This window comes from Cellulosimicrobium sp. TH-20 (assembly GCF_002105775.1).
Lineage (GTDB): Bacteria > Actinomycetota > Actinomycetes > Actinomycetales > Cellulomonadaceae > Cellulosimicrobium > Cellulosimicrobium funkei.
Genome location: NZ_CP020857.1, coordinates 3,470,692 through 3,495,567 on the forward strand (window position 1 = coordinate 3,470,692; position 24,876 = coordinate 3,495,567).

Sequence of the window (24,876 nt, forward strand, 5' to 3'; positions counted from 1 at the left end):
CGACGGCGCCGCGACCGGTCGAAGGTCACGACGCCGCCCCGTCCCACGGCTCAGGCGGCCGCCGTCGCGCTCCCCTTCCGGGCGGTGCGAGCACGCGGCGCACGGGCGCCCGACGCGTCGGGCTCCCCGCCCAGCGCCGCCGCGACGTCCGCCGTCGCCCAGGGGTCGTCGGCCGGGGGCTCCTCGCGCACGGGATCACCCGGATCGAGCTCACCGCCGCCGGCGCCCGGCCCCGCGCCCGCCTCGCCCCCACCCGCGGCGTCAGGCACGCCGCTCGGGTCGAGCGTGCCGGCCGCAGCGGGTGGGACGCCGTCGACCGCGTCGGCGGGGCCGCCCTCGGTGCGGCGCGTGGCGTCGTCGTCGCGGCGGTGCACCGTGCGGGTGAACCGCGCCTCGCCGAGCGTGAGGTCGGGGCCGAGCGCCGTCGCCTCGACGACGAGGCTCGTGCGCGGGCCGTCCGGGCCGTCCCACTCGTCGAGCGAGAGCCGGCCCGTGACGACGACCGGGTCGCCCTTGTGGAGCGAGAGCGCGACGTTGCGCGCGGTGTTCTTCCACACCTTGACCGTGAACCACAGCGTGCGGCCGTCGACCCACTCGCCGCGCTCGCGGTCGAGGTAGCGCCGGGTCTGGGCGATCCGGAAGCTCGTGAAGTCGTTGCCCGACTGCGAGCGGAACAGCGTGGGCGTGGTCGCGACGAAGCCGGACAGCGTGACCGTGACGTCACCGGGCATGGTTCCTCCTGAGGTCGACGGCCGGGCTGGTCCCGGCCACCGCCTCAGGGTGCGGTGGGAGCGGCGGTGCCGTCCGGCGTCGGGCCCTCGCCTGTGGACGAGCCTGCGCCGTCCATGCCTGGGGGTAGCCGTAGCGCCCCGGTGAGCGGCGCGGCGGGCGTCTTGTCCCGCGCGGACTGCGCCAGCTCGCGCACCTGCCGGTGCAGGTCGAGGAGCTCCTGGGTGGGCCGGCCCATCGCGTCCTGCACGACGCGCTCGATCGCACCGCGCCCCGAGGCGAGGACCTGCTGCTCCCGGCGTCGGGCGAGCGTGCGCCGCACTTGGAGCGCGACGAGGAACGCGACCACGGCGCCCAGGACGGCGACCGCCGCCACGACCGCGCACACCGTGACGAGCGTGCGCCCGAGGTCGAGCACGCGCAGCGACCCGAGCACCGCCAGGACCCCCGCCACGACCCCGACCGCGAGCGCCGACCAGGCCGCGCGCCGCGTGGGGCGCGAGGACGACGGCCCGCGCGTGTCGAGGGGGATCTTCGCGAGCGCGGACCGCGTCGCCTCGGCGACGCGCGGAGACGGCGCGACGGCCTCGTCGAGGGCCTTCTGCCAGCCGGACCGCAGCGAGCGCCCCGCGCGCGCGAGCCAGCGCGAGCGCGACAGGGCGACGGCGTCGGGCTGCGGCGGCGAGAACTCGGGCCGCCCGTACCCGTTGCGCACGGCCGCGCCGACCTGACCCGCGACCGCGGCGAGGCCCGTCGCGTCGGCGAGCGCGTCGACCTCCTCCTCGACGGCCGTGCTCATCGTCCACGGGACGTCGCCCGGGAGCTGCTCCAGCAGGAGCGCCCCGGCGCGGTCGAGCTCGCCCGCGACGCGGCTCGCGGCGACGCTGCGTCGCGCGACCGCCTGCTCGAGCAGCGAGCGCAGCTCGTCCAGGCCCTCGCCGGTGCGCGCGGAGACGGTGGTGACGTAGACGCCGTCGAGCCCGTCCTCCTGCAGGAGGCGGTCCATGTCCTCGACGAGCGACGCGCGGCGCGCCCCGGGGACGGTGTCGATCTGGTTGAGCGCGACGACCATGGAGCCCTCGAGCCCCGTCGACTTCTGCAGGTAGCCCGAGTGCAGCGCGTCGTCGGCGTACTTCTGCGGGTCGACGACCCACACGAGCAGGTCGACGAGCGGCAGCACCCGGTCGACGACCGCGCGGTGGGCGGGCTCGATCGAGTCGTGGTCCGGGAGGTCGAGCAGGACGAGGCCGCCGAGCGCCGACTCGTCCTCGGCGTCGAGCTCGCCGTCGCGCGTGATGCGACGCTCGGGGTCGACGTCGAGCCAGTCGAGCAGCGCTGTCGCGGCGTCGCTCCACGAGCACGCCGTGACCCGGGCCGTCGTGGGCCGCTTGACGCCGACGTCCGCGAAGTCGAGGCGCGACACCCGGTTGAAGAGGCTCGACTTGCCCGACCCGGTGCCGCCCGCGAGCGCGACGACGGTGTGGTCGACGCCGAGCGCGAGGCGTTCGCGCACGCCGCCGATCGCGTCGCGCACCTGGGCCGCGACGGCGGGGTCGAGGCGGTCGCCCGCGAGGTCCACCGCGCGCGCGAGGTCGTCGACCCGGGCGCGCAGCTGGGCGTCGTGTGACGTCACATGAGCCTCCTCAGCTCGGCGAGTCGTAGGCGCAGGCCGACGGCGGCGTCCGCGGCGAGCGCGGGGTCGGCGAGCGTCGTGAGGACGGGCTCCGCCTCCCGCTCGACCATGGTCGCGGCCCGGTCGGCAATGTCGTCGCGCAGCGCGGCGACCGCCTCGTCGCCCTCGTCGGCGAGCACGGTCCGCACGAGCCGGGCGGCGTCGTCGTTCCCTGCCGCGCCGGCGAGGAGCAGCGCCGCGACGCCCGTCTCCCCGAACGCCTTCACCGCGGCACGGCCCGCCTCCGACGCCGACGGCGCCCCGAGCGCGGCCACCACGTGCTCGGCGCGCGTCGCCCACTGCTGCACCTGGGTCGTCGCGGACGCCTCACGGCGCGCGGCGGCGGCGTCCTCGGCGGGCAGGACGTCGGCCCCGCCGGGCAGCGGGCGGTCGCCGTCGAGCGCCGCCCGCAGCGCCTCGTACGCGAGGACGCCGTCCGCGGCGAGCGTGCGCCGCGCCGCGTCGCGCGTCTCGTCGAGCAGCGGGGCGAGCACCAGGTCGCGCGCGCGGCCCCGGCGGCGCGACGACCGCACGACGCCGCCCCGCACCTTGACGCGGTCGACGCGCCCGGCGCCCGTCACCTGGGCCCAGCGCGCCTCGAGCGACCCGTGCGCGACGGCGCCGTCCAGCGCGGTGCGGCGCACGGCGTCCTGCACCGGCGGCAGCGCCCGCTCGACGGCGGAACGCAGGTCCGCCGCGGCCTCGACCTGCTCCTCCACCGCGTCCGAGACGCCGGTGACCCAGTCGGGCAGGGCCGCGAGCGACCCCTTGAGCGTCCGCACGATCACCGCGCGGGAGCGGTCCGGGCCCGCGAGCATCGTCAGCCAGCGCGCGACCGGCGCGACGACCGAGCGGTCGAGCAGACCCTCGTGCGGGCCGACGTCGGGCACGACGAACAGCGGCACGCCGTCCATGCCGTGGTCGCGCAGCCGCTGGAGCAGGTCGCCGCGGATCGTCGTGAGCGTCTCGCGCGGGACGCGGTTGAGGACCATCGCGACGCTCGCCCCGCGCTCCTTCGCGCGCGACAGCGCCTGCCACGGCAGCGCGTCGCCGTAGCGCGACGCCGTCGTGACGAACAGCCACAGGTCCGCCGCCTCGAGGAGCAGGCTGGCCGTGTCGCGGTTCTCCGACAGCAGCGAGTCGAGGTCCGGGGCGTCGAGCAGGCCCGTGCCGCGCGGCACGCCGTCGTGGTCGATCACGCGCGCCACGCGGGTTACCGGACCCTCGACGATGACGTCCGCGTCGAGCGGGTTGAACGCGAGCACCGGCTCGCGCGTGGTGGGCCGCAGCACGCCGGCCTGCGACACCTCCTCGCCGAGCAGCGAGTTGTACAGCGTCGACTTGCCCGCCCCCGTCGACCCCGCGATGACCACGATCGCGGGCGACGACAGCTCCCGCAGCCGCGGCAGCAGGTGCTCGTCGAGCTGGGTGAGGAGACGGCGGCGCGAGGCGTCGGCCTCGGTCGCGCCGTCGATCGCGAGCGGGAGGCGCACGTCCGCCACGTCGCGGCGCAGGTCGCGCGCGACGTCGAAGACCGTGACACCGAGCTCCTCGGTCGCCTGAGCGGGACGCCACGAGCCCGGCGACCGGCCGGCCGAGGTGGCGCTCGCGTCGCTCGTGGCGGCGTCTGGGGTTCTCACTGGTTCATAGTGACCGCTGTCGAGGGCCCCGCCAAACGCACGCGCCGGACGACGCACGACCACCCGACCTGCGGCTCCACCACCGCGGCCCCACCTCCCGAGCACGCCCGGCTCCCACTACGATGGGCGCGCGCCTCGATAGCTCAATGGATAGAGCAACGGCCTTCTAATCCGTAGGTTGCAGGTTCGAGTCCTGCTCGGGGCACCACGCGGAACCGTCGGAATCCCAGCAGTTCGAGGGCTCGAGCACCGAACCACTGAGGCACGCAGGAGTGCCCGCTGCTGGCGATCTGCTACGTCGAACGGCGAGGAGTGCACCGAGGTCTAGCCGTGCTCGTGCGGACGGACGGACGGACCACGATCGTGTTCGGCAGACGCGCTAGGACCTTCTGCAACGTGCGAGTTTGATGTGGTGAGGAAGTCGTCGGTGGTCGTCGTCCAGGCCGTTGCCGTGACAGGGCTGACGCTCTGCGGACTCGGCTTCTTCGGGGTGGGAAGCTACTGGGTCAAGTCGCTTCGCGGGCCACGTTCCGTCGCTGCCATGTACGTGGTCGGGGCGCTCTTCATCCTCGTAGGCCTTGGAGGATGGCTCGTCGGCTTCGCCGTCCTGCTGGGATCCCCACTCGGGCGCGGCTTCGCCTGGGCCTCTTGCGGCGCGTTCGCCGTGCTTGTGCTCGTCACTGAGCTCCTCGAGAGAAGGAGCAGATCGGGTCGGCGAAACGTGGCGTCGGCGACCGGAGAGGCCTTCGAGCGATGGGCCGTTCTCGGGGCCGGCACATGCGGTGCGGTGTGTGCGGCACTCATCGCACTCATCTAGCCGCCCTTGGACGGACGGACCAATGCCGCGAAGGGGCCGCCGATCGGGGTCGTGTGGGACTGCTATCGGCCGATGTCGGCGCACCCCGCCGCGGCGGTCGCCCCGCACCCGGGACACTCCCAGAGCCTGCGCCAGCTCGTCCTGGCTGTCCCGGCCACGACCGTCGGCTCGACCGCGAGCGCCGATCTGCCCGCGACCGTCCCGTCCCCCGCTTCGCCGCCTACTCCCCCGTGACGCCCGGGACGTCGTGCGTGCCCGACGACGTCGCGGGAGTCGTCAACGCGATCGCGTGGGAGGAGATCGAGCGGCTCTGGACACGCGGGCTGCCGGTGTGCGACACGCGGTGGCGGTTCGTCCCGCACGGCGTCGGGTGGTGGGGCTCTCCGACGCGACCGTGCGGCCCGGGGAGGCGCTGCGGGTCTGGATCGTCGAGGACGTCGCCGCCTACGGACGACGGCGACACCGTCGACGGAGAGATGCTCGAGCAGCACGTTCGCACCACGGTGCGGCACTAGCTCGGCCACGTGCTCGACGGGGAAGGCCGCACCTGGTTCTACGACGGGCACGTGCCCCAGGAGAACGTGCGCGCGGCGGAGCTCGTGATCGGGGCCTTCACGAGCCCGCAGCGACAGGACTCACCCTCGGCCGGCGAGGCGGAGAATGCGGTCACCGACGCCGAACGGACGACGGGACACGGGACACGGGACCCGGTCATGGTCGGCGACGGCGCGAGGCGCAGGACGGAGAGGGACGTGAGCACGCTCGGGGATCTGATCGCCACGGTCGGCCGGATCGAGGCGGGCCAGCCTGGCCCCGACCCGGTCACGCTCGCGCTCGAGCCGTTCCCGGGCGGCGTGCGCGTCCGGACCGTGCAGGGCGGGAGCGTGGACCTGCTCGTGGCGCAGGACTCGCGGGCCGTCCGGGCCGCGCTCGCGGCCGGCGTCCCCGGGCTACGCCCGACCGCCCCGGGAGTGGGGGCGAGCGGTTTCACGCCCTGGTCGCGGCGCCTCGGATGGGCCGCCTACCTGGTCGATCTGGGGACCTGGGAGGACCTGCTCCGCGACTTCGGGCAGCCGCTGGCCTACGCGCGGATCCGCTGGCACGAGGACACGCTCCACGTGACGATCACCGACGGCGCCCGCGCCCAGGAGCTCACGCGACCGCTGGACGGCACCGGGTTCACCGGCGCCACCCCCGCAGAGCTCGCCGCGGACTTCCTTCGGCCGCCCGGCTGAGGACGCGCGCACGCTCTCGCCGAGCACCCCGACGCACCGACGCACGAGCCGAGGGGCGGAACTCGCGGACGGCCCGAACGTTGGTCTGACATGGGGAGTTCTCACCCTCCCGATCCCCGGAAAGGGTAAAGATCCGGCCACCGGTCGTAGATATACTCGCCCGACCGGCGCAGGCCGGTTCCACCCGGTTCGCCCGGGTCGAGGGGGAGCCCGCGAGGGCGTCCTCCACCCGCCACCGACGGCGTCCGACGGCACGCACGAGCGAAGGACCGACATGACCGAGGCAGCACCGCTCCAGCCCCCCGCCCCGACGGAGACGCTCACGCTCAGCGCCCCGGAGCCCGTCAAGCCCGTCGCGGCGACCCAGGCACCGGCGCTCGCGCCGCGCATCGACGAGGCAGCCATCCCGGGTCTCGAGTCGAAGGTGTCGTCCTACCTCGACCAGCTCCTGACCACGGACACCCGCTCCCCCGAGTTCGGCGCGAAGGCGGACGACGTCCGCAAGATGGGCGACAAGGACATCCGCGCCGCGGCCGACGTCTCCAACCGCATGCTGGAGATGCCGGTCAAGGAGCTGCGCGAGGGCGGCGTGTCCGACAGCTCGAAGGTGAGCAAGTCGCTGCTCGAGCTGCGCCGCACCGTGGAGGACCTCGACCCGAGCGAGGCGAGCGTCGGCAAGAAGTTCCTGGGCCTCATCCCGTTCGGCGGGAAGCTCCAGGACTACTTCCGCCGCTACGAGAGCTCGCAGAAGCAGCTCAACGCGATCGTCCAGTCGCTGTACAACGGCCAGGACGAGCTCCGCAAGGACAACGCGGCGCTCAACCTGGAGAAGCAGAACCTCTGGGACACGATGGCGCGGCTCAACCAGTACATCTTCATCGCCGAGCGCCTCGACACCGAGCTGTCCACGAAGATCGCGGAGATCGAGGCGAGCGACCCGGAGCGGGCCCAGGCGCTGCGCGAGGACGTGCTGTTCTACGTGCGCCAGAAGCACCAGGACCTGCTCACGCAGCTCGCGGTGTCCATCCAGGGCTACCTCGCGATGGACATCATCATGAAGAACAACCTCGAGCTCATCAAGGGCGTCGACCGCGCGACGACCACGACGATCTCGGCGCTGCGCACCGCCGTCATCGTGGCGCAGGCGCTCGCGAACCAGAAGCTCGTGCTCGACCAGATCACGGCGCTCAACACGACGACGTCGAACATGATCGCGTCGACCTCGAAGATGCTGGCGGACCAGTCGGCGAGCATCCAGCAGCAGGCCGCGAGCGCGACCGTCGGCCTCCCGCAGCTCCAGCAGGCGTTCGCCAACATCTACGCGACGCTCGACTCGATCTCGACGTTCAAGACGCAGGCCCTCGACTCCATGGCGCAGACGATCGGCGTCCTGGAGACCGAGACGACGAAGGCGAACGAGTACCTGGACCGCGCGCGCCGCTCCGACCAGTCGCAGGCGGGCAGCGGCTCGCTCGACATCGGTCGGCTGTGACGCGCCGTCCCCCGACCACCCCTCCCCGCACCACAGATCGGACCCCGAGCTAGATGGGCTGGTTCTCCGACGTGATCGGCCGCCTCGGCGGCCGGTCCTCCGCGCCCGAGCCCGAGCACGAGCTCCCGGCCCCGCCGACGTCGACCGACATCCTCGCGTCGGTCGAGCGGGTCGAGCAGCAGATCGAGGGGCGCGTGCCGCCCGCCGTGACGGCGCGCGTGCACCGCATCACCGGCACGGTCGAGGAGATGGTCCCGCGCCTCGACCGCCTCGGCGGCGGGTCGCAGCAGGCGCACACGGTCGTCGCGACGGCGACGAGCTACCTGCCCGAGGCCGTCGGCGCCTACCTGCGCCTGCCGCGCGACTTCGCCGACCGGCGGGTCGTCGCGCAGGGCAAGACGTCGCTCATGCTGCTGTGCGACCAGCTCGACCTGCTCGGCGTGACGCTCGACAAGATCTCCGACGCCGTCTCGCGGGCCGACGCCGCGGCCCTCGTCGCGCACGGCGCGTTCCTCGCGGAGAAGTTCCGCGACTCGTCGATCGCGCTGGACCCCGGCGCCGGCCGGGGCACGCCGCAGCCTGGTCCGCCGTCGGAGCCCGGACGACTGGAGGCACCGTGACCACCCCGGACACCCCGACCCTCGCGGCGGCGCTCGACGCGCTGGACGCCGCCGCGCGTGCCGCGGGCGTCGACGAGGAGGCCGCCCGCGACGAGGGCGCGCGCCTCGCCGCGGCCGTCGCCGAGTCCTCCCCCGGCGCCCCGGCGGCGTGGCTCGCCGCGCTGGGCCACGACCCGGCGGCCACGGGCGCGTTCTTCACCGCGGCGTCGAGCGCCCGGCGCTGGCGCACGTCCCCGACCGACGTCCTCGCCGCCCTCGGGGCGGCGCGCTCGAAGCACGCGACCGCGTACGGGCAGGCGCTCGCCGACGTCGCCCGCGCGGCCGCGCGCCTCGGCTCCCCCGGCCCGCACGTCGCCGGGGCCGCCGCCGCGACGGCCGCCGTCCAGCAGGCCGGAGCCGGCCCGGTGGCCGCCCCCGCTGCGACCCACGCGCCATCAGGCCCGACGCCCGCCGCGGGCGGCCCGCTCGCCGCGCCCCGCACGACGGGCGGTGCAGACCCGTTCGACCTCGGCGACCTGCTCGCCGCGCAGGGCTCGCTCGACGCGCTGCGCCGCCCGGCCCCCGAAGTGCCGTCCGTCGCGTCGATCCTCGACGCGCTCGGGGCGCGCGGGAGCGGGCCCGGGAGCGCGCCGTCCGGCACGACGCACGCCCCGGCGTCGGGCACGACGGCGGACGCGACCGCCGGGAGCGCGGAGACGGCCACCGAGACCGCCGGCGAGGCGGCGGTCGCGGAGGAGCCCGCGCGCTCGATCGAGGAGCTGCTCGCCGAGCTCGACGCGCTCACGGGTCTCACGCGCGTCAAGGACGAGATCCACCGCCAGACCGAGCTGCTGCGCGTCGAGAAGCTGCGCACCGAGGCGGGCCTGACCCGCCCGACGCTCACGCGCCATCTCGTGTTCCTCGGCAACCCGGGCACGGGCAAGACGACGGTCGCGCGGCTCGTCGCGGGCATCTACCGCGCGCTCGGGCTGCTCGAGAAGGGCCACCTCGTCGAGGTCGACCGCTCGGAGCTCGTCGCGGGCTATCTCGGGCAGACGGCCGTGAAGACGTCGGAGGTCGTCGCGACCGCGCTCGGCGGCGTCCTGTTCGTCGACGAGGCGTACGGGCTCGCGGAGGACCAGTACGGCGCCGAGGCGATCAACACCCTCGTCAAGGACATGGAGGACCACCGCGACGAGCTCGTGGTCATCGTCGCGGGCTACCCCGGCCCGATGGCCGACTTCCTCGCGACGAACCCCGGCCTCGAGTCGCGGTTCTCCACGACCATCACGTTCGAGGACTACGCCGACGCCGAGCTGCGCGACATCTTCGCGAGCATGGCCTCCCGGGCGGACTTCGAGCCGACCCCCGAGGCGCTCGACGTCTTCGCCCGGCTCGCCGCGGCGCAGCCGCGCACCGAGGGGTTCGGCAACGCGCGCTGGGCCCGCAACGTGCTCGACGCCGCGATCGCGCGCCACGCGTGGCGGCTCAAGGACGTCGACGCCCCGACGATCGACGAGCTGCGCCTGCTCCTGCCCGTCGACCTCGTGGACGGCGAGGGCGCTCCCGCGCTCCTCGCGACGCTCGAGCCGCCCGCACCCGAGGACGCGCCGGCCGAGCCCTCTGCCACCAAGACCACCGACGGCACCGACGGCACCGACGACGCACCAGACACCGCACCCTCCAGCGCCGAGGAGAACGCATGACGACCACCCCGGTCCGCCCGGCGGGCCAGCAGATCGTCCCGGCCGGCGGACCCGCGCCGGGCGGTGCCCTGACCGCCCCGAGCGGGGGCGCCGTCGTCCCGCAGGGGTCGCAGAGCGCCGCCGTGTCCCGCGCGCGCGGCGCGCTGCGACGGACGCCCGGCAAGCTGCGCCTCGTCATGGCGCTGTGCGTGCTCGCCGCGCTCGCGCTCGGCGTCCTCGGGTTCCAGGCCGGCAGCCTCCAGTCGCGCGCCCTCGCCGCGGCGAGCGAGGACGCGGCCCAGCTCGTCGGGGTCCAGGAGGTCCGCAACGCGCTCGTCGCCGCGGACGCGACCGCGACCGGGGCGTTCCTCGTCGGGGGCCTCGAGCCCGCCGACCAGCGCGCGCGGTACGACGAGCTCGTCGACCAGGCCGCGAACCGCCTCGCCACGCTCTCGGGCAGCAACGAGGCGGACGCGGCGCTGCTGGGCCAGGTGGCCGCCGACCTCACGGTCTACACGGGCCTCGTCGAGCAGGCGCGCGCCACCAACCGGCAGGGCTTCCCCGTCGGGTCCGCGTACCTCGACCAGGCCTCGACGATCCTGCGCGAGCAGATGCTCCCCGCGCTCGACGAGGTCGTGCTCGACGACGCCGACCGCGTCGCCGCGGACTTCTCGGGCGTGCGCAACGCGCTGTGGGTGCTCGCGGCGGGCCTGCTCGCCCTCGCCGTGCTCCTCGCGAGCCAGGTCTGGCTCGCGCGGCGCACGCACCGCGTGCTCAACGTGGGGCTCGCCGTCGCCACGGCCGTGCTGCTCGTCGTGGGCGTCGTCTCGACGGTCCTGCTCTCCCAGGCGAGCGCCCGCGCGCACGACGTACGGACCGGCCCGTACGCCGCGACGCTCGCCGCGTCGCAGGCGTACTCGCTCGCGAACGACGCGAAGTCCATGGAGGCGTTCACGCTCATCAAGCGCGGGTCGGGCCAGACGTACGAGGAGTCGTTCATCGCGGCCACGGACGACGCGGCGGCACGCCTCGACACCGCGGCGGCCGAGGGCAACCTCGACGGGACGACGGCGCAGGCGCTGGACGCCTGGGTCGCGCGGCACGCCGAGATCCGCGCGCTCGACGACGCGGGCCAGTGGGACGACGCGGTCGCCCTCGCGACCGCGACCGACCCCGAGAGCCCCAACGCCGCGTTCGACGCGTTCTCGGCCGCGGCGCGCGACGACATCGAGACCCACGCCGCCGCGACGAGCGACCGCCTCGACGGCGCGGCGACGACGGCCACCGTCGCGGGCTGGCTGCTGCTCGCGGCAGGGCTCGTCGCGGCGCTGCTCGCGTGGCGCGGCGTGACGGCACGACTGGAGGAGTACCGGTGACCACGACGCCCGCCCCCCACGCCCGGCCCGCCGGGACCCGCCGCACCGGCACGCGCGCGCGCCGCGGCGGCGTCGTCACGACCGGGCTGGCCTCGGCGCTCGTCGCGCTGCTGACGCTCGGTGCGTGCTCCGGGCCGTCCGGCGCGGAGGACCTCCGCCTGACGACCACCCCGCAGGACGAGTCGGCCACGGAGTCCCCCGCGGCGCCCGCCGCACCCGCCGAGTGCGCCGACCCGCTCGCCTCGTACGCGCCCGAGGGCGCTCTGCCCGGCCCGGACGCCCTGCCCGGCGGCAGCACCATGGCCGCGATCCGCGACCGCGGCGCGCTCGTCGTCGGCGTCTCGGCGGACACGCTGCTCATGGGCGCGCGGAACCCGCTGTCCGGCCAGATCGAGGGCTTCGACATCGACGTGCTGCACGAGGTGTCGCGCGCGATCTTCGGCGACCCCGACCGGCTGCAGTTCCGCGTCATCACGTCGGGGCAGCGGCTCGAGGTGCTCGAGAACGGCGAGGTCGACCTCGTCGCGCGCGCGTTCACCATCAACTGCGAGCGCTGGGAGTCCATCGCGTTCTCCGCGGAGTACTACCACGCGGGGCAGAAGGTGCTCGTCACGCGCGACTCGACCGCGAACGGGATCGCGGACCTCGAGGGACAGCGCGTGTGCGCGCCCGAGGGCACGACGACGCTCACGCGCCTCGAGCAGTTCTCCGGCATCGAGCCCGTCCCGGCGACCACGCACACGCAGTGCCTCGTGCTGTTCCAGCAGGGCAAGGTCGACGCGATCACGGGTGACGACACGATCCTCGCGGGCTTCGCGGCCCAGGACCCGTACGCGAAGGTCGTCGGCGAGGCGATCAGCGACGAGCCCTACGGCATCGGCATCCCGGCGCAGAACGTCGACATGGTGCGGTTCGTCAACGGCGTGCTGGAGCAGATGAAGGCCGACGGGCGCTGGGCCGCGATCTACGGCGAGTGGCTCGGCGGCCTCGGCCCGGCCCCGACCCCGCCGGCCGCGGTGTACGGCCGCACGCCGTGATGCGCTCCCCCGCACCCGAGGCGCCGGGACGGCTCGGCGAGGCGATCCCCGCCGCCGACCTCCTGGCGTACCTCGGCGCGCTCGAGACCTGGCTCGACGAGCGCCGCACCGAGCTCGACCGGCTCGACGCCGCCGCGCAGGCCGCCGCGACGCCCGACGCCTACACCGCCGACCTCGTGCTCGCGCTGTCGCTGTGGCAGGCGATCCGCTCGCGCGCCGACGAGATCCGGCCCGTGTGGGACTCGGGCCGGGCCGACGCCGTCGCGCGCGAGAAGATCTCCCAGCTCCTGTGGGGCCGGCTCGACTCGGGCTCGGGCGCCGCGCTCGTCTCGCTCGTCGAGGCGGTCAAGCTGTGCGACGCGCTCGTCGTGCAGCTGCGCACGCGTCTGTCCTTCGACCCGCACACGGCCGACCAGGTGGCGCGGCTGCGCGGCGTGCGCGCCGAGCTCGTGCGCTGCGAGGACCTCGCCGGCGCGGACGTCGACGCGCGCGGACGCGTCGAGACCCTCCGCGGTCGCCTCGACCACCTCGTCGCGCAGGCCGCGCGCGGCGCCGACGTGTCGGGCCCGCTCGCGGAGCTCGAGACCGAGGTCGCGCGCGCCGAGCGCGACCTCATCGTCGCGTCCGCGCAGCGTCGCGAGCTGCGCCGCGACCGCGCCCGCACCGAGGAGCAGCGCGCCGCGCTCGAGGCGCGCGAGCCCGCGCTGCGCGAGCTCGTCGCGCGCTGCCGCCGCGAGATCGCGCACCCGCCGCGGCTCGCCGTCCCCGACGTCTCGCGCCTCGGCCCCGTGCCCGACTCGCGGTTCGAGCTCGACGCCTACGCGGCCCGGCTCGCGACCGTGGCCCGCGCCGTCGAGACCGTCGAGGACGCCTACACCCGTCCCCTGCGTGCCCGCGCCGAGCTGCGGTACAGCCTGGAGCGGCTCGCCGCGCGGGCCGACGCGAACGGCCGCTCGGCGTCCCCCACGGTGCGCTCGGGCCTCGCCGAGGCGCGCGAGGCCGTCGAGACGACGCCGTGCGACGTGACGCTCGCGCGGTTCCTCGTCGAGCAGTACCAGTTCCTCACCCGCGACCTGCCCACCCCGGAAGGAGCGTCGTCGTGACGACCACCGCGACCGTCCCGTGCTCGGAGCCCGGCTGCCCGGGCACCATCGAGGACGGCTACTGCAACGTCTGCGGCGCGCCCGCGGGCGGCTCCGGCACCACGCCGACGCCCGCCGCGAGCGGCACCACCGGCGTGCCCGCGCCCGGGAGCGCGGCCGCCGCCTCGCCGTCCGCCATGCTCGGCACCGGGTTCGTGCAGGGCCGCCCGGGCACCGCCGGGGCGGGCGACCCCGACGCCGAGCGCTCCACGCGCACCGGCCGCACGAGCTCGAGCCGCCTCGCGTCGACCGCGCTCGGCTCCGCGCGCACCGCCGCGACCGGCTCCAAGGCGACCCGCCGCGTCGGGACGTCCTCGACGCGCCTGCGCGGCCGTGGCCTCGGCGCGGGCCTCACGACGGTCCCGTCGGTGCCCGTCCGGGACCCGCTGCAGTCCGTCATGGCCGTGCCCGAGGTCGCCGAGCGCAAGCGCTTCTGCCCCGCGTGCGGCGAGAAGGTGGGCCGCGGGCGCGACGGGCAGCCCGGCCGCACCTCCGGGTTCTGCCCCCACTGCGGCAACCGCTTCGACTTCACGCCGCAGCTGAAGCCGGGCGACCTCGTGGGCGGGCAGTACGAGGTCGTGGGCTGCCTCGCTCACGGAGGCCTCGGCTGGATCTACCTCGCGCGCGACCAGAACGTGTCCGGCCGGTGGGTCGTGCTCAAGGGCCTGCTCAACTCCGGCGACCCCGACGCCTACGCGGCGGCGATCTCGGAGCGCCAGTTCCTCGCGGAGGTCGAGCACCCGCTCATCGTCGAGATCTACAACTTCGCGATGCACGACGGCGCCGGCTACACCGTCATGGAGTACGTCGGCGGCGAGTCGCTCAAGGAGATCCTCCAGCAGCGCCGGGAGGACAACAACGGCGTCATCGACCCGATGCCCGTGGACCAGGCCCTCGCCTACGTACTAGCGATCCTGCCCGCGTTCGCGTACCTGCACGACCACAACCTGCTGTTCTGCGACTTCAAGCCGGAGAACGTCATCCAGCAGGGCGACGGCGTGAAGCTCATCGACCTCGGCGGCGTGCGCCGCACCGACGACCTCACGTCCGCGATCTTCGGCACCGTCGGCTACCAGGCGCCCGAGGTCGCGGAGGTCGGGCCGTCGGTCGCGTCCGACATCTACACGATCGGCCGCACCCTCGCGACGCTCGTCCTCGACTTCCGCGGGAACACGACGACGTACGTCGCGTCGCTCCCGCCCGTCGCGGACACCCCGGTGTTCCAGCAGTACGACTCGTTCTACCGCCTCCTCGCCAAGGCGTGCGCGCTCGACCCGGCCGACCGGTTCGCGACCGCGGACGAGATGCGCACCCAGCTCCTCGGCGTCCTGCGCGAGGTCGTGGCGGCGGACGCCGGCCCGGGCAACCCGGCGCTGCACTCCGCGGCCTCGGTCCTGTTCGAGGCGCCGGTCGCGGACGTCGCGTCCCGCCCGCTCGCCTGGGACGAGCTGCCGACGCTGCGGCGCGACGACCACGACCCCATGGCGAGCTGGCTCGCCGGGGTCAACGTCGTGGACCCGGACGCGCGCCTCGCCGCGCTCGCCGACGCGCCCGAGGACACGGTCGAGGTGCGCCTCGCCCGGGCGCGCGCCGCGATCGAGGCGGAGCGGTTCGACGTGCTGCGCGACACGATCGCGACCATCCTCGCGGACGACCCGTGGGAGTGGCGCGCCGCGTGGATCGGCGGCCTCGGCGAGCTCGCGCAGGGCGACCCGGTCGCGGCGCGCGCGTCGTTCAACGCCGTCTACGGGCAGGTGCCGGGCGAGCTCGCGCCCAAGCTCGCGCTCGCCGCGGCCTGCGAGCTGAGCGGCGAGCCCGACATCGCGGAGTCGCTCTACGTGATCTGCGCGCGCACCGACGCGAACTACACCGCGCCGGCCGCGTTCGGGCTCATGCGCGTGCGCGAGGCGCGCGGCGACCTCGACGGCGCGCTGCACGCGCTCGACCTCGTCGGCCCGACGCGCGGGTCGTACGTCGAGTCCCGCACGCTCCGCGCGCACCTGCTCGCCGCCTCGGGCCGCGGGCTGCCCGCGCTCGCCGACGCCATGGCGAGCGTCTCGACCGTCGCGATCGCGCCGCGCGAGCGGGCCGAGCTCGCGGTGGGCGTCCTGCGCTCCGCGCTCGACACCGTGACGGCCTCCGGCCCGGAGCCGACCACGCGCATCGCGGGCGTGCCCGCCGACGAGCCCGCGCTGCGCGACGCGCTCGAGGGCGCGTACCGCGAGCTCGCGTCGCTCACCGACTCGCGGGACGAGCGCATCACGCTCGTGGACCGCGCGAACGAGGTGCGCCGGTGGACGATCCGATGAGCGACTCCCCCGCGCCCGCACCCGCGCCCGGCGGCACGGTCGCGGAGCCGAGCGGCGTGCTCGCGTGCCCGGCGTGCGGGGAGCCGTCGCCCGAGGGCGCCCGGTTCTGCGAGGCGTGCGGCACCCCGCTCGCCCCGCTCCCGACGGCGACGGACCCGGCCCCCGGGTCCGGAGCTGCCGCGGACCTCGCGACCGACGCCGCGAGGGACCCCGCAGCAGCCGGGACCGGCGACGGCGGGCCCGGTCCCGACGCCGGGACCGACACCGGGACCGCCGTGCCGTCCGGCGAGGCCTCCGCCGAGACCGACGGCACCGAGAGCGGCGCGCGCCCCTGCGTGCGCTGCGGCGGCCGGGTCGCCGAGGACGGGTACTGCACCGAGTGCGGCGAGCCCGCGGCGTCGGAGCGCGACCACTGGGCCGAGCGGCCCGCGAGCTGGGTCGCGGGCGTGTGCGACCGCGGCGTGCGGCACTCGCGCAACGAGGACGCGATGGCCCTGGCGGCGAGCCCGTCCGCGACCGCCGAGCGGGCGTTCGCGGCGCTCGTCGTGTGCGACGGCGTGTCCTCCGCGCCCGACTCCGACGTCGCGAGCCTCGCCGCGGCGCGCGCCGCGCGCGACGTGCTCGCGGCGCGCGGCCCCGACGGGCCCGACCCCGTGACCGGCGAGGCCTCGGCGCGCATGGGCGCGTGGTCCGCGCTCCTCGGCGACGCGTCGCGCGCCGCGCAGGACGCCATCCTCGCGACCGTGGGCACGATGGCCGACCGCGAGAACCCGCCGTCGTGCACGTTCGTCGCGGCCGTCGTCGACGGGCCGCTCGTCGTGGCGGGCTGGGTCGGCGACTCGCGCGCCTACTGGATCCCGGACGACGGCGACGCGCACCAGCTCAGCGTGGACGACTCGTGGGCGCAGGAGATGATCGCGCAGGGCGTGCCGCGCGCCCAGGCGGAGACGTCGCCGCAGGCGCACGCGATCACGCGCTGGCTCGGCCCCGACGCCCCCGACCCGGTGGCCCGCACGGCCGCGACCCTGCCCGACCGCGACGGCTGGCTGCTCGTGTGCTCGGACGGCCTGTGGAACTACTGCTCCCCCGCGGCCGACCTGGCGGCCCTCGTGCGCAGCACGCAGGACCGCGTCGGCGACGACCCGCAGGTGCTCGCGGGCGCGCTCGTCGACTGGGCGAACGCCCAGGGCGGCCGGGACAACATCACGACGACGCTCGCCCGGTTCTCCCGGGCGTCGTCCGCCACCCCGCCGCCCCCGGCGGACCCCGCCACGGCCTGACGCGCACCGCGCGTCGGGCCCCGACGACCCGATAGCCTGCACGAACACCCGCACCACCGAAGGAGCCCCCATGGCCGAGTTCGCCGCCGAGGTCTACCAGAACGAGTTCCTGTCCGAGGGCGCGACGGACGTCCACGCGATCGTCACCGTGACGTGCCGCGGCGCCGGGAGCGCGGGGAGCGCCGGCGGCGCGGGCGGGGTGGCCGAGATCATCATGGTCGACACGTCGGGGTCGATGTCGGGGCGCAACATCGAGGCCGCGAAGCACGCGGCCCAGGTCGCGGTCGACCAGATCCTCGACGGCACGTGGTTCGCGATCGTCGGCGGCAGCCACGTCGCGAACCGTGCGTTCCCCTACCCGAACGCCCGCATGGCCATGGTGCAGATGGAGCCGGGCGCGCGCGCCGAGGCGAAGCGCGCGATCTCGATGCTCACGCCCGGCGGCGGCACGGCGATGAGCACGTGGCTGCGTCTCGCGGACCAGCTCTTCGCGACGGTGCCGCAGGCGACGCAGCGGCACGCGATCCTGCTCACCGACGGCAAGAACGAGTCCGAGCCCCGCGCCAACCTCTCGGCCGCGGTGCGGGACGTCACGGGCCACTTCCAGTGCGACGCGCGCGGCGTCGGCTCGCGCTGGCAGGTCGACGAGCTGCGCGAGATCTCGACCGCGCTGCTCGGCACGGTGGACCTCATCGCGGACCCGAACGAGATCGCCGCCGACTTCGAGAAGCTCATGCAGACGTCGATGGCGCGCGGCGTCGCCGCGGCCGACCTGCGCGTGTGGGCCCCGCAGGGCTCGCAGGTGCTGTTCGTGCGCCAGGTCGCCCCGACCGTCGAGGACCTCACGCACCGCCGGGCCGAGGTCAACCCGCTCACGGGCGCCTACCCCACCGGGTCGTGGGGCGACGAGTCGCGCGACTACCACGTCGCGGTGCGCGTGGCCTCGAAGCCCGTCGGCTCCGAGCAGCTCGCGGCGCGCGTCCAGCTCGCCGTGAACGGCGAGGTCGTGTCCTCGGGCCTGGTCAAGGCGAAGTGGTCCGACGACGAGTCGCTCACCACGCGCATCAACCCCGAGGTCGCGCACTACACCGGCCAGACCGAGCTCGCCGCGGCGATCCAGGAGGGCCTCGCGGCCAAGGCGTCGGGCGACGAGGCGACGGCGACCGTCAAGCTCGGCCGCGCCGTCCAGCTCGCGCAGCAGACCGGGAACGAGGAGGCGACGTCGCGCCTGCGCAAGGTCGTCGAGATCGACGACGAGGAGCACGGCACCGTGCGGCTCAAGCGCAACACCTCGACGCTCGACGAGATGGCGCTCGACACCGCCTCGACGAAGACGACGCGGGTGCGTCGGTGAGCGCCGTCGTCTGCCCCAACGGGCACCCCTCGGAGTCGACCGACTACTGCGACGTGTGCGGCGAGCCCATCGCCGCGGCGTCGGCACCCGCGACGCCCGCGGCAGGCGCGGCGCCTGCTCCGGGCGGGGCCTCCGCACCGGCGCAGGCGCTCGAGTGCCCGAACTGCGGCTCGCCGGCTCCGGCCGGTGCGCTGTTCTGCGAGAACTGCGGCTACGACTTCACCACCGGCGCCCTGCCCGACCCGGTGGAGCCTGCGTCGGCGCTCTCGCTCGACCCGCCGTCGCGCCCCACGCCGGCCACCCCGGCCGCACCCGCCGCTGCCCCGGCCGCACCGCAGGCGGGCCTCGCGTCGGGCGCGACGCCGCCCCCGCTCCCCGCTCCGGCCGCGTCGCCGGCGTCCGCGGCCACCCCGCCGCCGGGCGCCTCCGCACCGCTCGAGGCTCCGGCGTCGACGCCGGCCGCCGGGACCGCCGCGGGTGCGCAGCCCGACGATCCGGCCGGCCCCGCGCCGTCGGGCGCGCACCTGCCGACGCCGCCCGTGCCCGGGCCGGACCAGTGGGTCGTCGAGATCTGGATCGACCCGGACTGGTACGCGGCCCAGCAGCCCGAGGACCCCATGCCGTCGGCGGGCCTGCCGGGGCTCGTGGTGCTGCGCGAGCGCAGCGTGCTCGTGGGGCGCCCGTCGGTCTCGCGCGGCATCCACCCGCAGGTCGACTGCGGCGCGGACACCGGGGTCTCGCGACGGCACTGCCAGCTCAGCACGGACGGGCAGCGCTGGTGGGTCGAGGACCTGCAGTCCTCGAACGGCACCTACGTGAGCCCCGCGGGCGAACCGCTCCCGACGGACCCGATCCCCGCCGGCCAGCGACGCGAGCTGGCCGACGGGGACCGCGTGTACCTCGGGGCGTGGACGCGCCTCGTCGTCCGCAAGGCGCTCCCGGGCGAGGCGTGAGCCCGGCTCAGCCCTCCGACGTCTGAGGCTCGGCCTCGGCCGTGATCTGGGTCGCCGCGCCGCCCGCGCGGTGCGCGACCTCGATCCGGCGGGGCCGGGCCTCCTCGGCCACCGGGATCGTCAGCGTCAGCACGCCGTCCTCGTACGACGCCGTGATCTTGTCGAGCGCCAGGCCGCGCCCCACCGTGAGCTGGCGTGCGTACGTGCCGGACGGCCGCTCGCGGGCGAGCCACTGGACGTCCGGGTCGGTCCGGGGGCTGCGCTCGGCGCGGATGGTCAGCGTGCGGTCCTCGACGGACACGTCGATCGTGCCGGGATCGACGCCCGGGAGGTCCATCGTCAGCACGTAGTGGTCCCCGGCGCGGAACAGGTCGAGCGGCATGCCGCCCGAGGCCGCCGAGGCCGCGGTCGCGCGGGCGCCGGACGCGAGCTGGCCGACCAGACGGTCCATCGCGTCGAAGGTGCTCGTGAAGGGGTCGGTCATCGCAGCCACACCTCTCACCTCCTCGTCGCACGGTCCCGGACGGTCCGGGACCGGTCGGTGCTCCCGCGAGGCAGGCACCCCGCGGGCGGCTACAGCTCCTGTTTTAGCACTCTCCCCCCGCGAGTGCCAAGAGGTGCGACGCGCCGTGTCGCCCGGCCGGACAGGCCGGGTTGTGCGGCTCCCACACCGACCCCGCGCCCGCGCCCCGGCGCGGTTGGAGGATCCCTCCAACGCCTTGTGCGATCCGTGCACGGCGGGCCGCGGAGGTGGTCGCGAGCGCCGTCGCCCGACGACCGCCGTCCCGGCCAGAGTGGACACGCCCGACCACCGACAGCAGGGAGCCCGCGATGACCGACGCCCGCACGGAGACGCCCGCCGCCACCCCGTCCGCCACGGCGCCCACCGCCCCGGAGGTGCTGCGCGACGCACCGCGGGACGTGCCCGACCGTCGCCGCGGCCGGTTCGCGCTCGACGCCGGCGACGCCGCGCGGGTCGCGACGTTCGCCGCGCTCCTGGCCGCGCTCGGCCTGCCCGGCTCGATCGCGCTGTTCGGCAACGCGGTGCCCGTGACGCTCCAGACGCTGGGCGTCATGCTCGCGGGGGCGATCCTCGGCGCGTGGCGCGGCTCGCTCGCCGTCGCGACGTTCCTCGCGCTCGCCGCGGCCGGGCTCCCCGTCCTCGCGGGCGGGCGCGGCGGGCTCGGGGCGTTCGTCGGGCCGTCCGCGGGCTACCTCGTCGGGTTCCTCGCCGGCGCGGCCGTCGTCGGTCTGCTCGTCGACCGGCTCCGGCGCGTCACGTTCGCGCCCGTGCTCGTCGCGTGCGTCGTCGGCGGGATCGCGGTCGTCTACGCCGTCGGCATCCCGGTGCAGGCGCTCGTCACGGGCGTGCCGCTGCCCACGACCGCGCAGCTCTCGCTCGCGTTCCTGCCCGGCGACCTGCTCAAGGCGCTCGCCGCCGCCGCGATCACGGTGGGCGTCGTGCGGGCCTACCCCGCGGCCCGTCCGGTCGGGCGCACCGGCCGCGTCGACCGTGCCGCGGCCGACGGCCGCCCCGCCTCCTGAACACCTGCGAGAGTGTCCGCGTGCCCGTCGCCCACCAGGTCCTGACGCACGCCGCCGACCCGGCGGTGCGCGACCGTCCCGCCCTGCGCACGCCCGAGCGGTCGCGCACCTACGCCGCGCTCGCCGCGGACGTGCGCGCGGGTGCGACGCACCTGCGCGCGTCGGGCACGCGACCGGGCGACCTCGTCGCCGTGTCGCTGCCGGACCCGCTCGACCTGCTCACGGCGGTGCTGGCCGTCGACCACCTGGGCGCGACGCCGCTCGTGTGCGACGCCGCCTGGCCGCGCGCCCACCGCGCCGAGGTGCTGCGCACGCTCGCGCCGCGCACGTTCGTCGAGGTGCCGCTGCCGCGCGGGACCGGCACCGCCGACGGCGCGGAGCCGACGCCACCGCACGTCCCCGGTCCCGACGACCTCGCGTGGGCCGGGTTCTCGTCCGGGAGCACCGGCCGCCCGCGCGCGGTCGTGCGCACGCGCGCGTCGTGGGCGGGGTCGTTCGACGCGGTCACGCGGCTCCTCGGGCTGCGACCCACCGACGCCGTCCTCGTCCCCGGCCCGCTCGCGTCGTCGCTGTACTGCTTCGCCGCCGTGCACACGCTCGCCGTCGGGGCGTGCGCCGTCCTCACGCGCACCCCGGCCGCGACGACGGCGGCGCTCGCGACGAGCGACGTCGTGCACCTCGTGCCGCAGGTCCTCGACGACGTGCTCGACGCCGTCGCCGCGGGCGCGCCGTCCCGGCTGCGGCACGCGGTCGTCGGCGGGGCGTCGCTCGCGCCCGGGGCGCGGGAGCGGGCGCGGGGCCTCGGAGTCGACGTGCTCGCGTACTACGGCGCCGTCGAGCTGTCGTTCGTCGCCTACGACCCCGACGGGTCGGGGCTGCGCGCGTTCCCCGGCGTGGACCTGGCGGTGCGCCCCCTGCCGTCGGCGAGCGTCGGCGAGGTGTGGGTCCGCTCGCCATGGGTGTCGCGCGGCTACCTCGCGCGCGCCACGGGGCCGCTGCGGCGCGACGGCGCGTGGCACACCGTCGGGGACCTCGCCGACCCGAGGCCGGAGCCGCTCGTGCTGCGCGGCCGGGGCGACGGCGCGATCCTCTCGGGGGGCTCGACGGTCGTGCCCGAGGACGTCGAGGTCGTGCTGCGGGCCGTGCCCGGGGTGCGCGACGTCGTCGTGCTCGGCACGGCGCACCGGCGCCTCGGGGCCGTCGTGACCGCCGTCGTGGAGTGCGACGACCGGTCGGGGCTGCGTGCGCACCTCGAGCGGGTCGCCCGCGCGGCGCTCGCGCCGGCCCAGCGACCGCGGCGCTGGTACGGCACGCGCGCGCTGCCGCGGACGCCGTCGGGGAAGCCCGCGCGCGGCGCGGTGAGCGAGGCCCTCGGCGGGACGGACCTCGCGCGGTCGGGCCTGGAGCCGCTGCGGTGACCCGGCACCCGAGCACGTCGACGCGCGGCACGACGGACGCGACGCCCGTGGTGGTCGCCGCACGCCGCACGTGGATCGGCACCGCGGGCCACGGGCATCGGGCGCTCACCGAGGTGGACCTCGCGGCCGGGGCGCTGCGCGCGACCCTCGACGACGCACGGGCGCACGGCGTCGACGGTGACGTCGCGGACGTCGTGCTCGGGTGCTGCACGGGCCCCGGCGGGGACGTCGCGCGCGTCGCGGCGCTCGCCGCGGGAGCGGGCGCCCGCGTGCCGGGGCTCACCGTCGACCGGCAGTGCGCGTCGGGCCTCGCGGCCGTGCTCGTCGCGGCGCAGCAGGTCCGCGCGGGCGAGGCGGCGCTCGTCCTCGCGGGCGGCACCGAGAGCGCGACGCGCTCCCCCGCGCGGGCCCACCGCACGCCCTGGGGCGACGTCCCGTACGCGCGCGCGGCGTTCGCGCCCGTGCCGTGGGCGGACCCGGGGATGGGCGCCGCCGCCGACGAGCTCGCGCGGCGCCGCGGCGTGACCCGCGAGCGCCAGGAGGCGTACGCGGTGCGCAGCCACGCGCGCGCCCTCGCGGCGCACGACGCCGGGCGGTTCGCCGCGGAGACCGTGCGCGTCGGCCGGCCGGGCCGTGGCCTGGAGCGCGACGAGCGCGCGCGCCGCCTCGACCCGGCCGTCGTCGCGCGCCTCTCCCCCGCGTTCACCCCCGGCGGGACGGTCACGGTGGCGACGTCGAGCCCGGTGAGCGACGGCGCCGCCGTCGTGGCGGTCGTCCCCGAGGCGGTGCGCCGCGACCGGGGGCTCGCGGGGCTGCGGGTCGTCGCGTCGGCCACCGTGGGCTGCGACCCGGCGCTGCCCGGGTGGGGCCCGGTGCCCGCGGTGCGCGTGGTGCTCGACCGCGCCGGCGCGCGGCTCGACGACGTGGCCGCGGTCGAGGTCGTCGAGGCGTTCGCGGCCCAGGTGCTCGCGGTCACCGACGCGCTCGGCCTCGACCCGCTGGGCGACCCGGCGGACGACGCCCGCGTGTGTGCCGACGGCGGCGCGCTCGCGCTGGGCCACCCGTGGGGCGCGAGCGGCGCGGTGGCCGTGGTCCGGCTGTTCTCCCGGCTCGTGCGCGGGGGCGCGCGGGCCGGGACGCTCGGGCTCGCGACGGCGGCGGTCGGCGGCGGCCAGGGCGTCGCGGTGCTCGTGGAGGTGACGCGGTGATCGCGCGGGCGGCGCGCGCCCTGCGGGGGCGACGCCGGGACCGCCCGGCCGAGGTCGCGGCACCCGCGCCCGAGCTCCCGCCGCGAGACGGCGCAGCGGGCTGCGTGGTGCGGCTCGAGGACGTGCACGTGCGGCTCGGCGAGCGCGACGTCCTGCGCGGCGTGAGCCTCGAGCTGCGCGAGCGCCGGGTCGGGGTGGTCGGTGCGAACGGCTCGGGCAAGAGCACCCTGGCCCGCCTGCTCAACGGGCTCGTCGTGCCCACGGCGGGGCGCGTGCTCGTCGACGGTCTCGACACGCGCCGCCAGGGCGCGGCGGTGCGGCGGCGCGTGGGGTTCGTCTTCACCGACCCGGACGCACAGATCGTCATGCCGACCGTGGCGGAGGACGTCGCGTACTCGCTCCGCGGCGTCCCCGCGGACGAGCGCGCCGCGGTCGTGCGGCGCGCCCTCGCCGCGCGCGGCCTCGCCGAGCACGCGGACCATCCCGCGCACCTGCTCTCGGGCGGCCAGAAGCAGCTCCTCGCGCTCACCTCCGTGCTCGCGGCGGGTCCGCGCCTCGTCGTGGCCGACGAGCCGACCACGCTCCTCGACCTGCGCAACACGCGCCGCGTCGCCGCGGAGCTCGCGTCCCTCCCCCAGCAGGTCGTGCTCGTCTCGCACGACCTCGCGCTCATGGACGCGATGGACCGCGTGCTCGTGGTCGACGGCGGGCGGGTCGTCGCGGACGACGCGCCGGGCCCGGCCGTCGCGCACTACCGGCGCCTGGTCGACGCGGGGCCGGGATGACGCCGGGCGGCTACCGGCCGGGCACCTCGGTGCTGCACCGCCTCCCGGCCGGGGCGAAGCTCGTCGGCCTCGCGACGGCGTCGGGCGCGGTGCTGCTCGTGTCGTCACCGGTCGCGGTGGGGGTCGTGGTCGTCGTGGTCGCGGCGCTCTACGCGCTCGCGGGGGTGGGGGCCCGCGCGGCGTGGGAGCAGGTCCGACCGCTGCGGCTGGTCGTGCCGGTGCTCCTCGCGGTGCAGTGGTTCGCGCTCGGTCCCGCCGCCGCGGTGGTCCTCACGACCCGCCTCGTGGCGCTCGTCGCGCTCGCGGGTCTCGTGCTGCTCACGACCCGCACGGCGGCAGTGCTCGCGGCGATCGAGCGCGGCCTGCGCCCGCTCGGCCGGGTGGGGGTCGACGTCGGCCGGGTCGCGCTCGTCCTCTCGCTCGCCGTGCGCTCCGTCCCGGTGGTCGCGGCGCTCGCGCAGCGCGTGCGGGACGCGTGCCGCGCGCGCGGCCGGGAGCACGACGTCCGGGCCTTCGCCGTCCCGCTCGTCGTGGGCGCCCTGCGCCAGGCGGACGCGCTCGGCGACGCGCTGCGCGCCCGCGGCCTCGACGACTGAGGCC

Annotated in this window: 21 protein-coding genes and 1 tRNA gene; 18 read left to right on the forward strand and 4 right to left on the reverse strand. The window is 76.4% G+C overall.

The genetic code is table 11. The annotated features are described in order from the left end of the window. Positions 1 to 50: 50 nt before the first annotated feature. From B8281_RS15440 to B8281_RS15450, 3 genes are read right to left on the reverse strand one after another with little or no spacing between them, the layout of a single operon-like run. On the reverse strand, positions 51 to 731 hold the full coding sequence (locus tag B8281_RS15440) for a single-stranded DNA-binding protein (protein WP_051028524.1): 681 nt from the start codon (positions 729 to 731) through the stop codon (positions 51 to 53). A gap of 44 nt (positions 732 to 775) precedes the next feature. Continuing rightward, a complete protein-coding gene (locus B8281_RS15445; RefSeq protein ID WP_043658887.1) occupies positions 776 to 2,362 on the reverse strand; it encodes an ABC transporter in 1,587 nt (528 codons plus the stop codon). Beyond that, entirely contained in the window at positions 2,359 to 4,041 is a 1,683-nt protein-coding gene (locus B8281_RS15450) for a GTPase (protein ID WP_085388167.1), read from the reverse strand. Before B8281_RS15450 ends, B8281_RS15445 begins: the two co-directional genes overlap by 4 nt. Before the next feature lie 132 nt (positions 4,042 to 4,173). Between B8281_RS15450 and B8281_RS15455 the strand changes: the two genes are divergently transcribed. The 13 genes from B8281_RS15455 (at position 4,174) to B8281_RS15520 (ending at position 19,320) form a co-directional block, all read left to right on the forward strand. Further along, a tRNA-Arg gene (locus B8281_RS15455) sits at positions 4,174 to 4,249 on the forward strand. 219 nt (positions 4,250 to 4,468) lie between these two features. Next, positions 4,469 to 4,858, forward strand: a complete 390-nt coding sequence (locus B8281_RS15460) for a hypothetical protein (protein WP_043659524.1) — start codon at positions 4,469 to 4,471, stop codon at positions 4,856 to 4,858. A gap of 752 nt (positions 4,859 to 5,610) precedes the next feature. Continuing rightward, entirely contained in the window at positions 5,611 to 6,093 is a 483-nt protein-coding gene (locus B8281_RS15470) for a hypothetical protein (RefSeq protein WP_144722776.1), read from the forward strand. 274 nt (positions 6,094 to 6,367) lie between these two features. Next, positions 6,368 to 7,585, forward strand: a complete 1,218-nt coding sequence (locus B8281_RS15475; protein WP_021482025.1) for a toxic anion resistance protein — start codon at positions 6,368 to 6,370, stop codon at positions 7,583 to 7,585. Positions 7,586 to 7,638: 53 nt separating this feature from the next. Beyond that, positions 7,639 to 8,205, forward strand: a complete 567-nt coding sequence (locus B8281_RS15480) for a hypothetical protein (protein WP_061268560.1) — start codon at positions 7,639 to 7,641, stop codon at positions 8,203 to 8,205. Beyond that, a complete protein-coding gene (locus B8281_RS15485) occupies positions 8,202 to 9,890 on the forward strand; it encodes an AAA family ATPase (protein ID WP_085388171.1) in 1,689 nt (562 codons plus the stop codon). Before B8281_RS15480 ends, B8281_RS15485 begins: the two co-directional genes overlap by 4 nt. Next, positions 9,887 to 11,245 carry a hypothetical protein gene (locus B8281_RS15490; RefSeq protein ID WP_085388172.1) on the forward strand — a complete coding sequence of 453 codons (1,359 nt, stop codon included), beginning with the start codon at positions 9,887 to 9,889 and terminating at the stop codon, positions 11,243 to 11,245. The genes B8281_RS15485 and B8281_RS15490 overlap by 4 nt, the downstream gene beginning before the upstream one ends. After that, a complete protein-coding gene (locus tag B8281_RS15495) occupies positions 11,242 to 12,282 on the forward strand; it encodes a glutamate ABC transporter substrate-binding protein (RefSeq protein WP_232322587.1) in 1,041 nt (346 codons plus the stop codon). Before B8281_RS15490 ends, B8281_RS15495 begins: the two co-directional genes overlap by 4 nt. Continuing rightward, complete coding sequence (locus B8281_RS15500) at positions 12,282 to 13,385, forward strand: hypothetical protein (protein ID WP_085388809.1); 1,104 nt, start codon at positions 12,282 to 12,284, stop codon at positions 13,383 to 13,385. Before B8281_RS15495 ends, B8281_RS15500 begins: the two co-directional genes overlap by 1 nt. Further along, complete coding sequence (locus tag B8281_RS15505) at positions 13,382 to 15,733, forward strand: serine/threonine-protein kinase (protein ID WP_085388173.1); 2,352 nt, start codon at positions 13,382 to 13,384, stop codon at positions 15,731 to 15,733. The genes B8281_RS15500 and B8281_RS15505 overlap by 4 nt, the downstream gene beginning before the upstream one ends. Then, positions 15,730 to 17,013, forward strand: coding sequence for a PP2C family serine/threonine-protein phosphatase (locus tag B8281_RS15510; protein ID WP_085388174.1), 1,284 nt, complete (start codon positions 15,730 to 15,732; stop codon positions 17,011 to 17,013). The genes B8281_RS15505 and B8281_RS15510 overlap by 4 nt, the downstream gene beginning before the upstream one ends. A gap of 70 nt (positions 17,014 to 17,083) precedes the next feature. Beyond that, positions 17,084 to 18,367 carry a VWA domain-containing protein gene (locus B8281_RS15515; protein WP_085388175.1) on the forward strand — a complete coding sequence of 428 codons (1,284 nt, stop codon included), beginning with the start codon at positions 17,084 to 17,086 and terminating at the stop codon, positions 18,365 to 18,367. Further along, on the forward strand, positions 18,364 to 19,320 hold the full coding sequence (locus B8281_RS15520) for an FHA domain-containing protein (RefSeq protein WP_085388176.1): 957 nt from the start codon (positions 18,364 to 18,366) through the stop codon (positions 19,318 to 19,320). Before B8281_RS15515 ends, B8281_RS15520 begins: the two co-directional genes overlap by 4 nt. 7 nt (positions 19,321 to 19,327) lie before the next feature. Here B8281_RS15520 and B8281_RS15525 read toward each other — a convergent pair whose 3' ends face one another. Continuing rightward, positions 19,328 to 19,813, reverse strand: coding sequence for an Hsp20/alpha crystallin family protein (locus B8281_RS15525; protein ID WP_369824872.1), 486 nt, complete (start codon positions 19,811 to 19,813; stop codon positions 19,328 to 19,330). Positions 19,814 to 20,151: 338 nt separating this feature from the next. Between B8281_RS15525 and B8281_RS15530 the strand changes: the two genes are divergently transcribed. The 5 genes from B8281_RS15530 (at position 20,152) to B8281_RS15550 (ending at position 24,872) form a co-directional block, all read left to right on the forward strand. Beyond that, entirely contained in the window at positions 20,152 to 20,865 is a 714-nt protein-coding gene (locus tag B8281_RS15530) for a biotin transporter BioY (RefSeq protein ID WP_085388177.1), read from the forward strand. A gap of 20 nt (positions 20,866 to 20,885) precedes the next feature. Then, positions 20,886 to 22,283 carry a class I adenylate-forming enzyme family protein gene (locus B8281_RS15535; RefSeq protein ID WP_085388178.1) on the forward strand — a complete coding sequence of 466 codons (1,398 nt, stop codon included), beginning with the start codon at positions 20,886 to 20,888 and terminating at the stop codon, positions 22,281 to 22,283. Beyond that, a complete protein-coding gene (locus B8281_RS15540; protein ID WP_232322588.1) occupies positions 22,280 to 23,491 on the forward strand; it encodes a thiolase family protein in 1,212 nt (403 codons plus the stop codon). The genes B8281_RS15535 and B8281_RS15540 overlap by 4 nt, the downstream gene beginning before the upstream one ends. Positions 23,492 to 23,595: 104 nt before the next feature. Then, a complete protein-coding gene (locus B8281_RS15545) occupies positions 23,596 to 24,276 on the forward strand; it encodes an energy-coupling factor ABC transporter ATP-binding protein (protein WP_061268581.1) in 681 nt (226 codons plus the stop codon). After that, the gene (locus B8281_RS15550; RefSeq protein WP_085388179.1) at positions 24,273 to 24,872 is read left to right on the forward strand and encodes an energy-coupling factor transporter transmembrane protein EcfT; all 600 of its coding nucleotides are present in this window, start codon (positions 24,273 to 24,275) and stop codon (positions 24,870 to 24,872) included. Before B8281_RS15545 ends, B8281_RS15550 begins: the two co-directional genes overlap by 4 nt. Positions 24,873 to 24,876 lie beyond the last annotated feature (4 nt).

What these genes read in the sequence shown, in the direction of transcription:
- B8281_RS15440 (WP_051028524.1), bottom strand. Translation starts at nt 731, where the DNA reads ATGCCCGGTGACGTCACGGTCACGCTGTCCGGCTTCGTCGCGACCACG.
- B8281_RS15475 (WP_021482025.1), top strand. Translation starts at nt 6,368, where the DNA reads ATGACCGAGGCAGCACCGCTCCAGCCCCCCGCCCCGACGGAGACGCTC.
- B8281_RS15480 (WP_061268560.1), top strand. Translation starts at nt 7,639, where the DNA reads ATGGGCTGGTTCTCCGACGTGATCGGCCGCCTCGGCGGCCGGTCCTCC.
- B8281_RS15490 (WP_085388172.1), top strand. Translation starts at nt 9,887, where the DNA reads ATGACGACCACCCCGGTCCGCCCGGCGGGCCAGCAGATCGTCCCGGCC.
- B8281_RS15500 (WP_085388809.1), top strand. Translation starts at nt 12,282, where the DNA reads ATGCGCTCCCCCGCACCCGAGGCGCCGGGACGGCTCGGCGAGGCGATC.
- B8281_RS15510 (WP_085388174.1), top strand. Translation starts at nt 15,730, where the DNA reads ATGAGCGACTCCCCCGCGCCCGCACCCGCGCCCGGCGGCACGGTCGCG.
- B8281_RS15515 (WP_085388175.1), top strand. Translation starts at nt 17,084, where the DNA reads ATGGCCGAGTTCGCCGCCGAGGTCTACCAGAACGAGTTCCTGTCCGAG.
- B8281_RS15530 (WP_085388177.1), top strand. Translation starts at nt 20,152, where the DNA reads ATGACCGACGCCCGCACGGAGACGCCCGCCGCCACCCCGTCCGCCACG.
- B8281_RS15550 (WP_085388179.1), top strand. Translation starts at nt 24,273, where the DNA reads ATGACGCCGGGCGGCTACCGGCCGGGCACCTCGGTGCTGCACCGCCTC.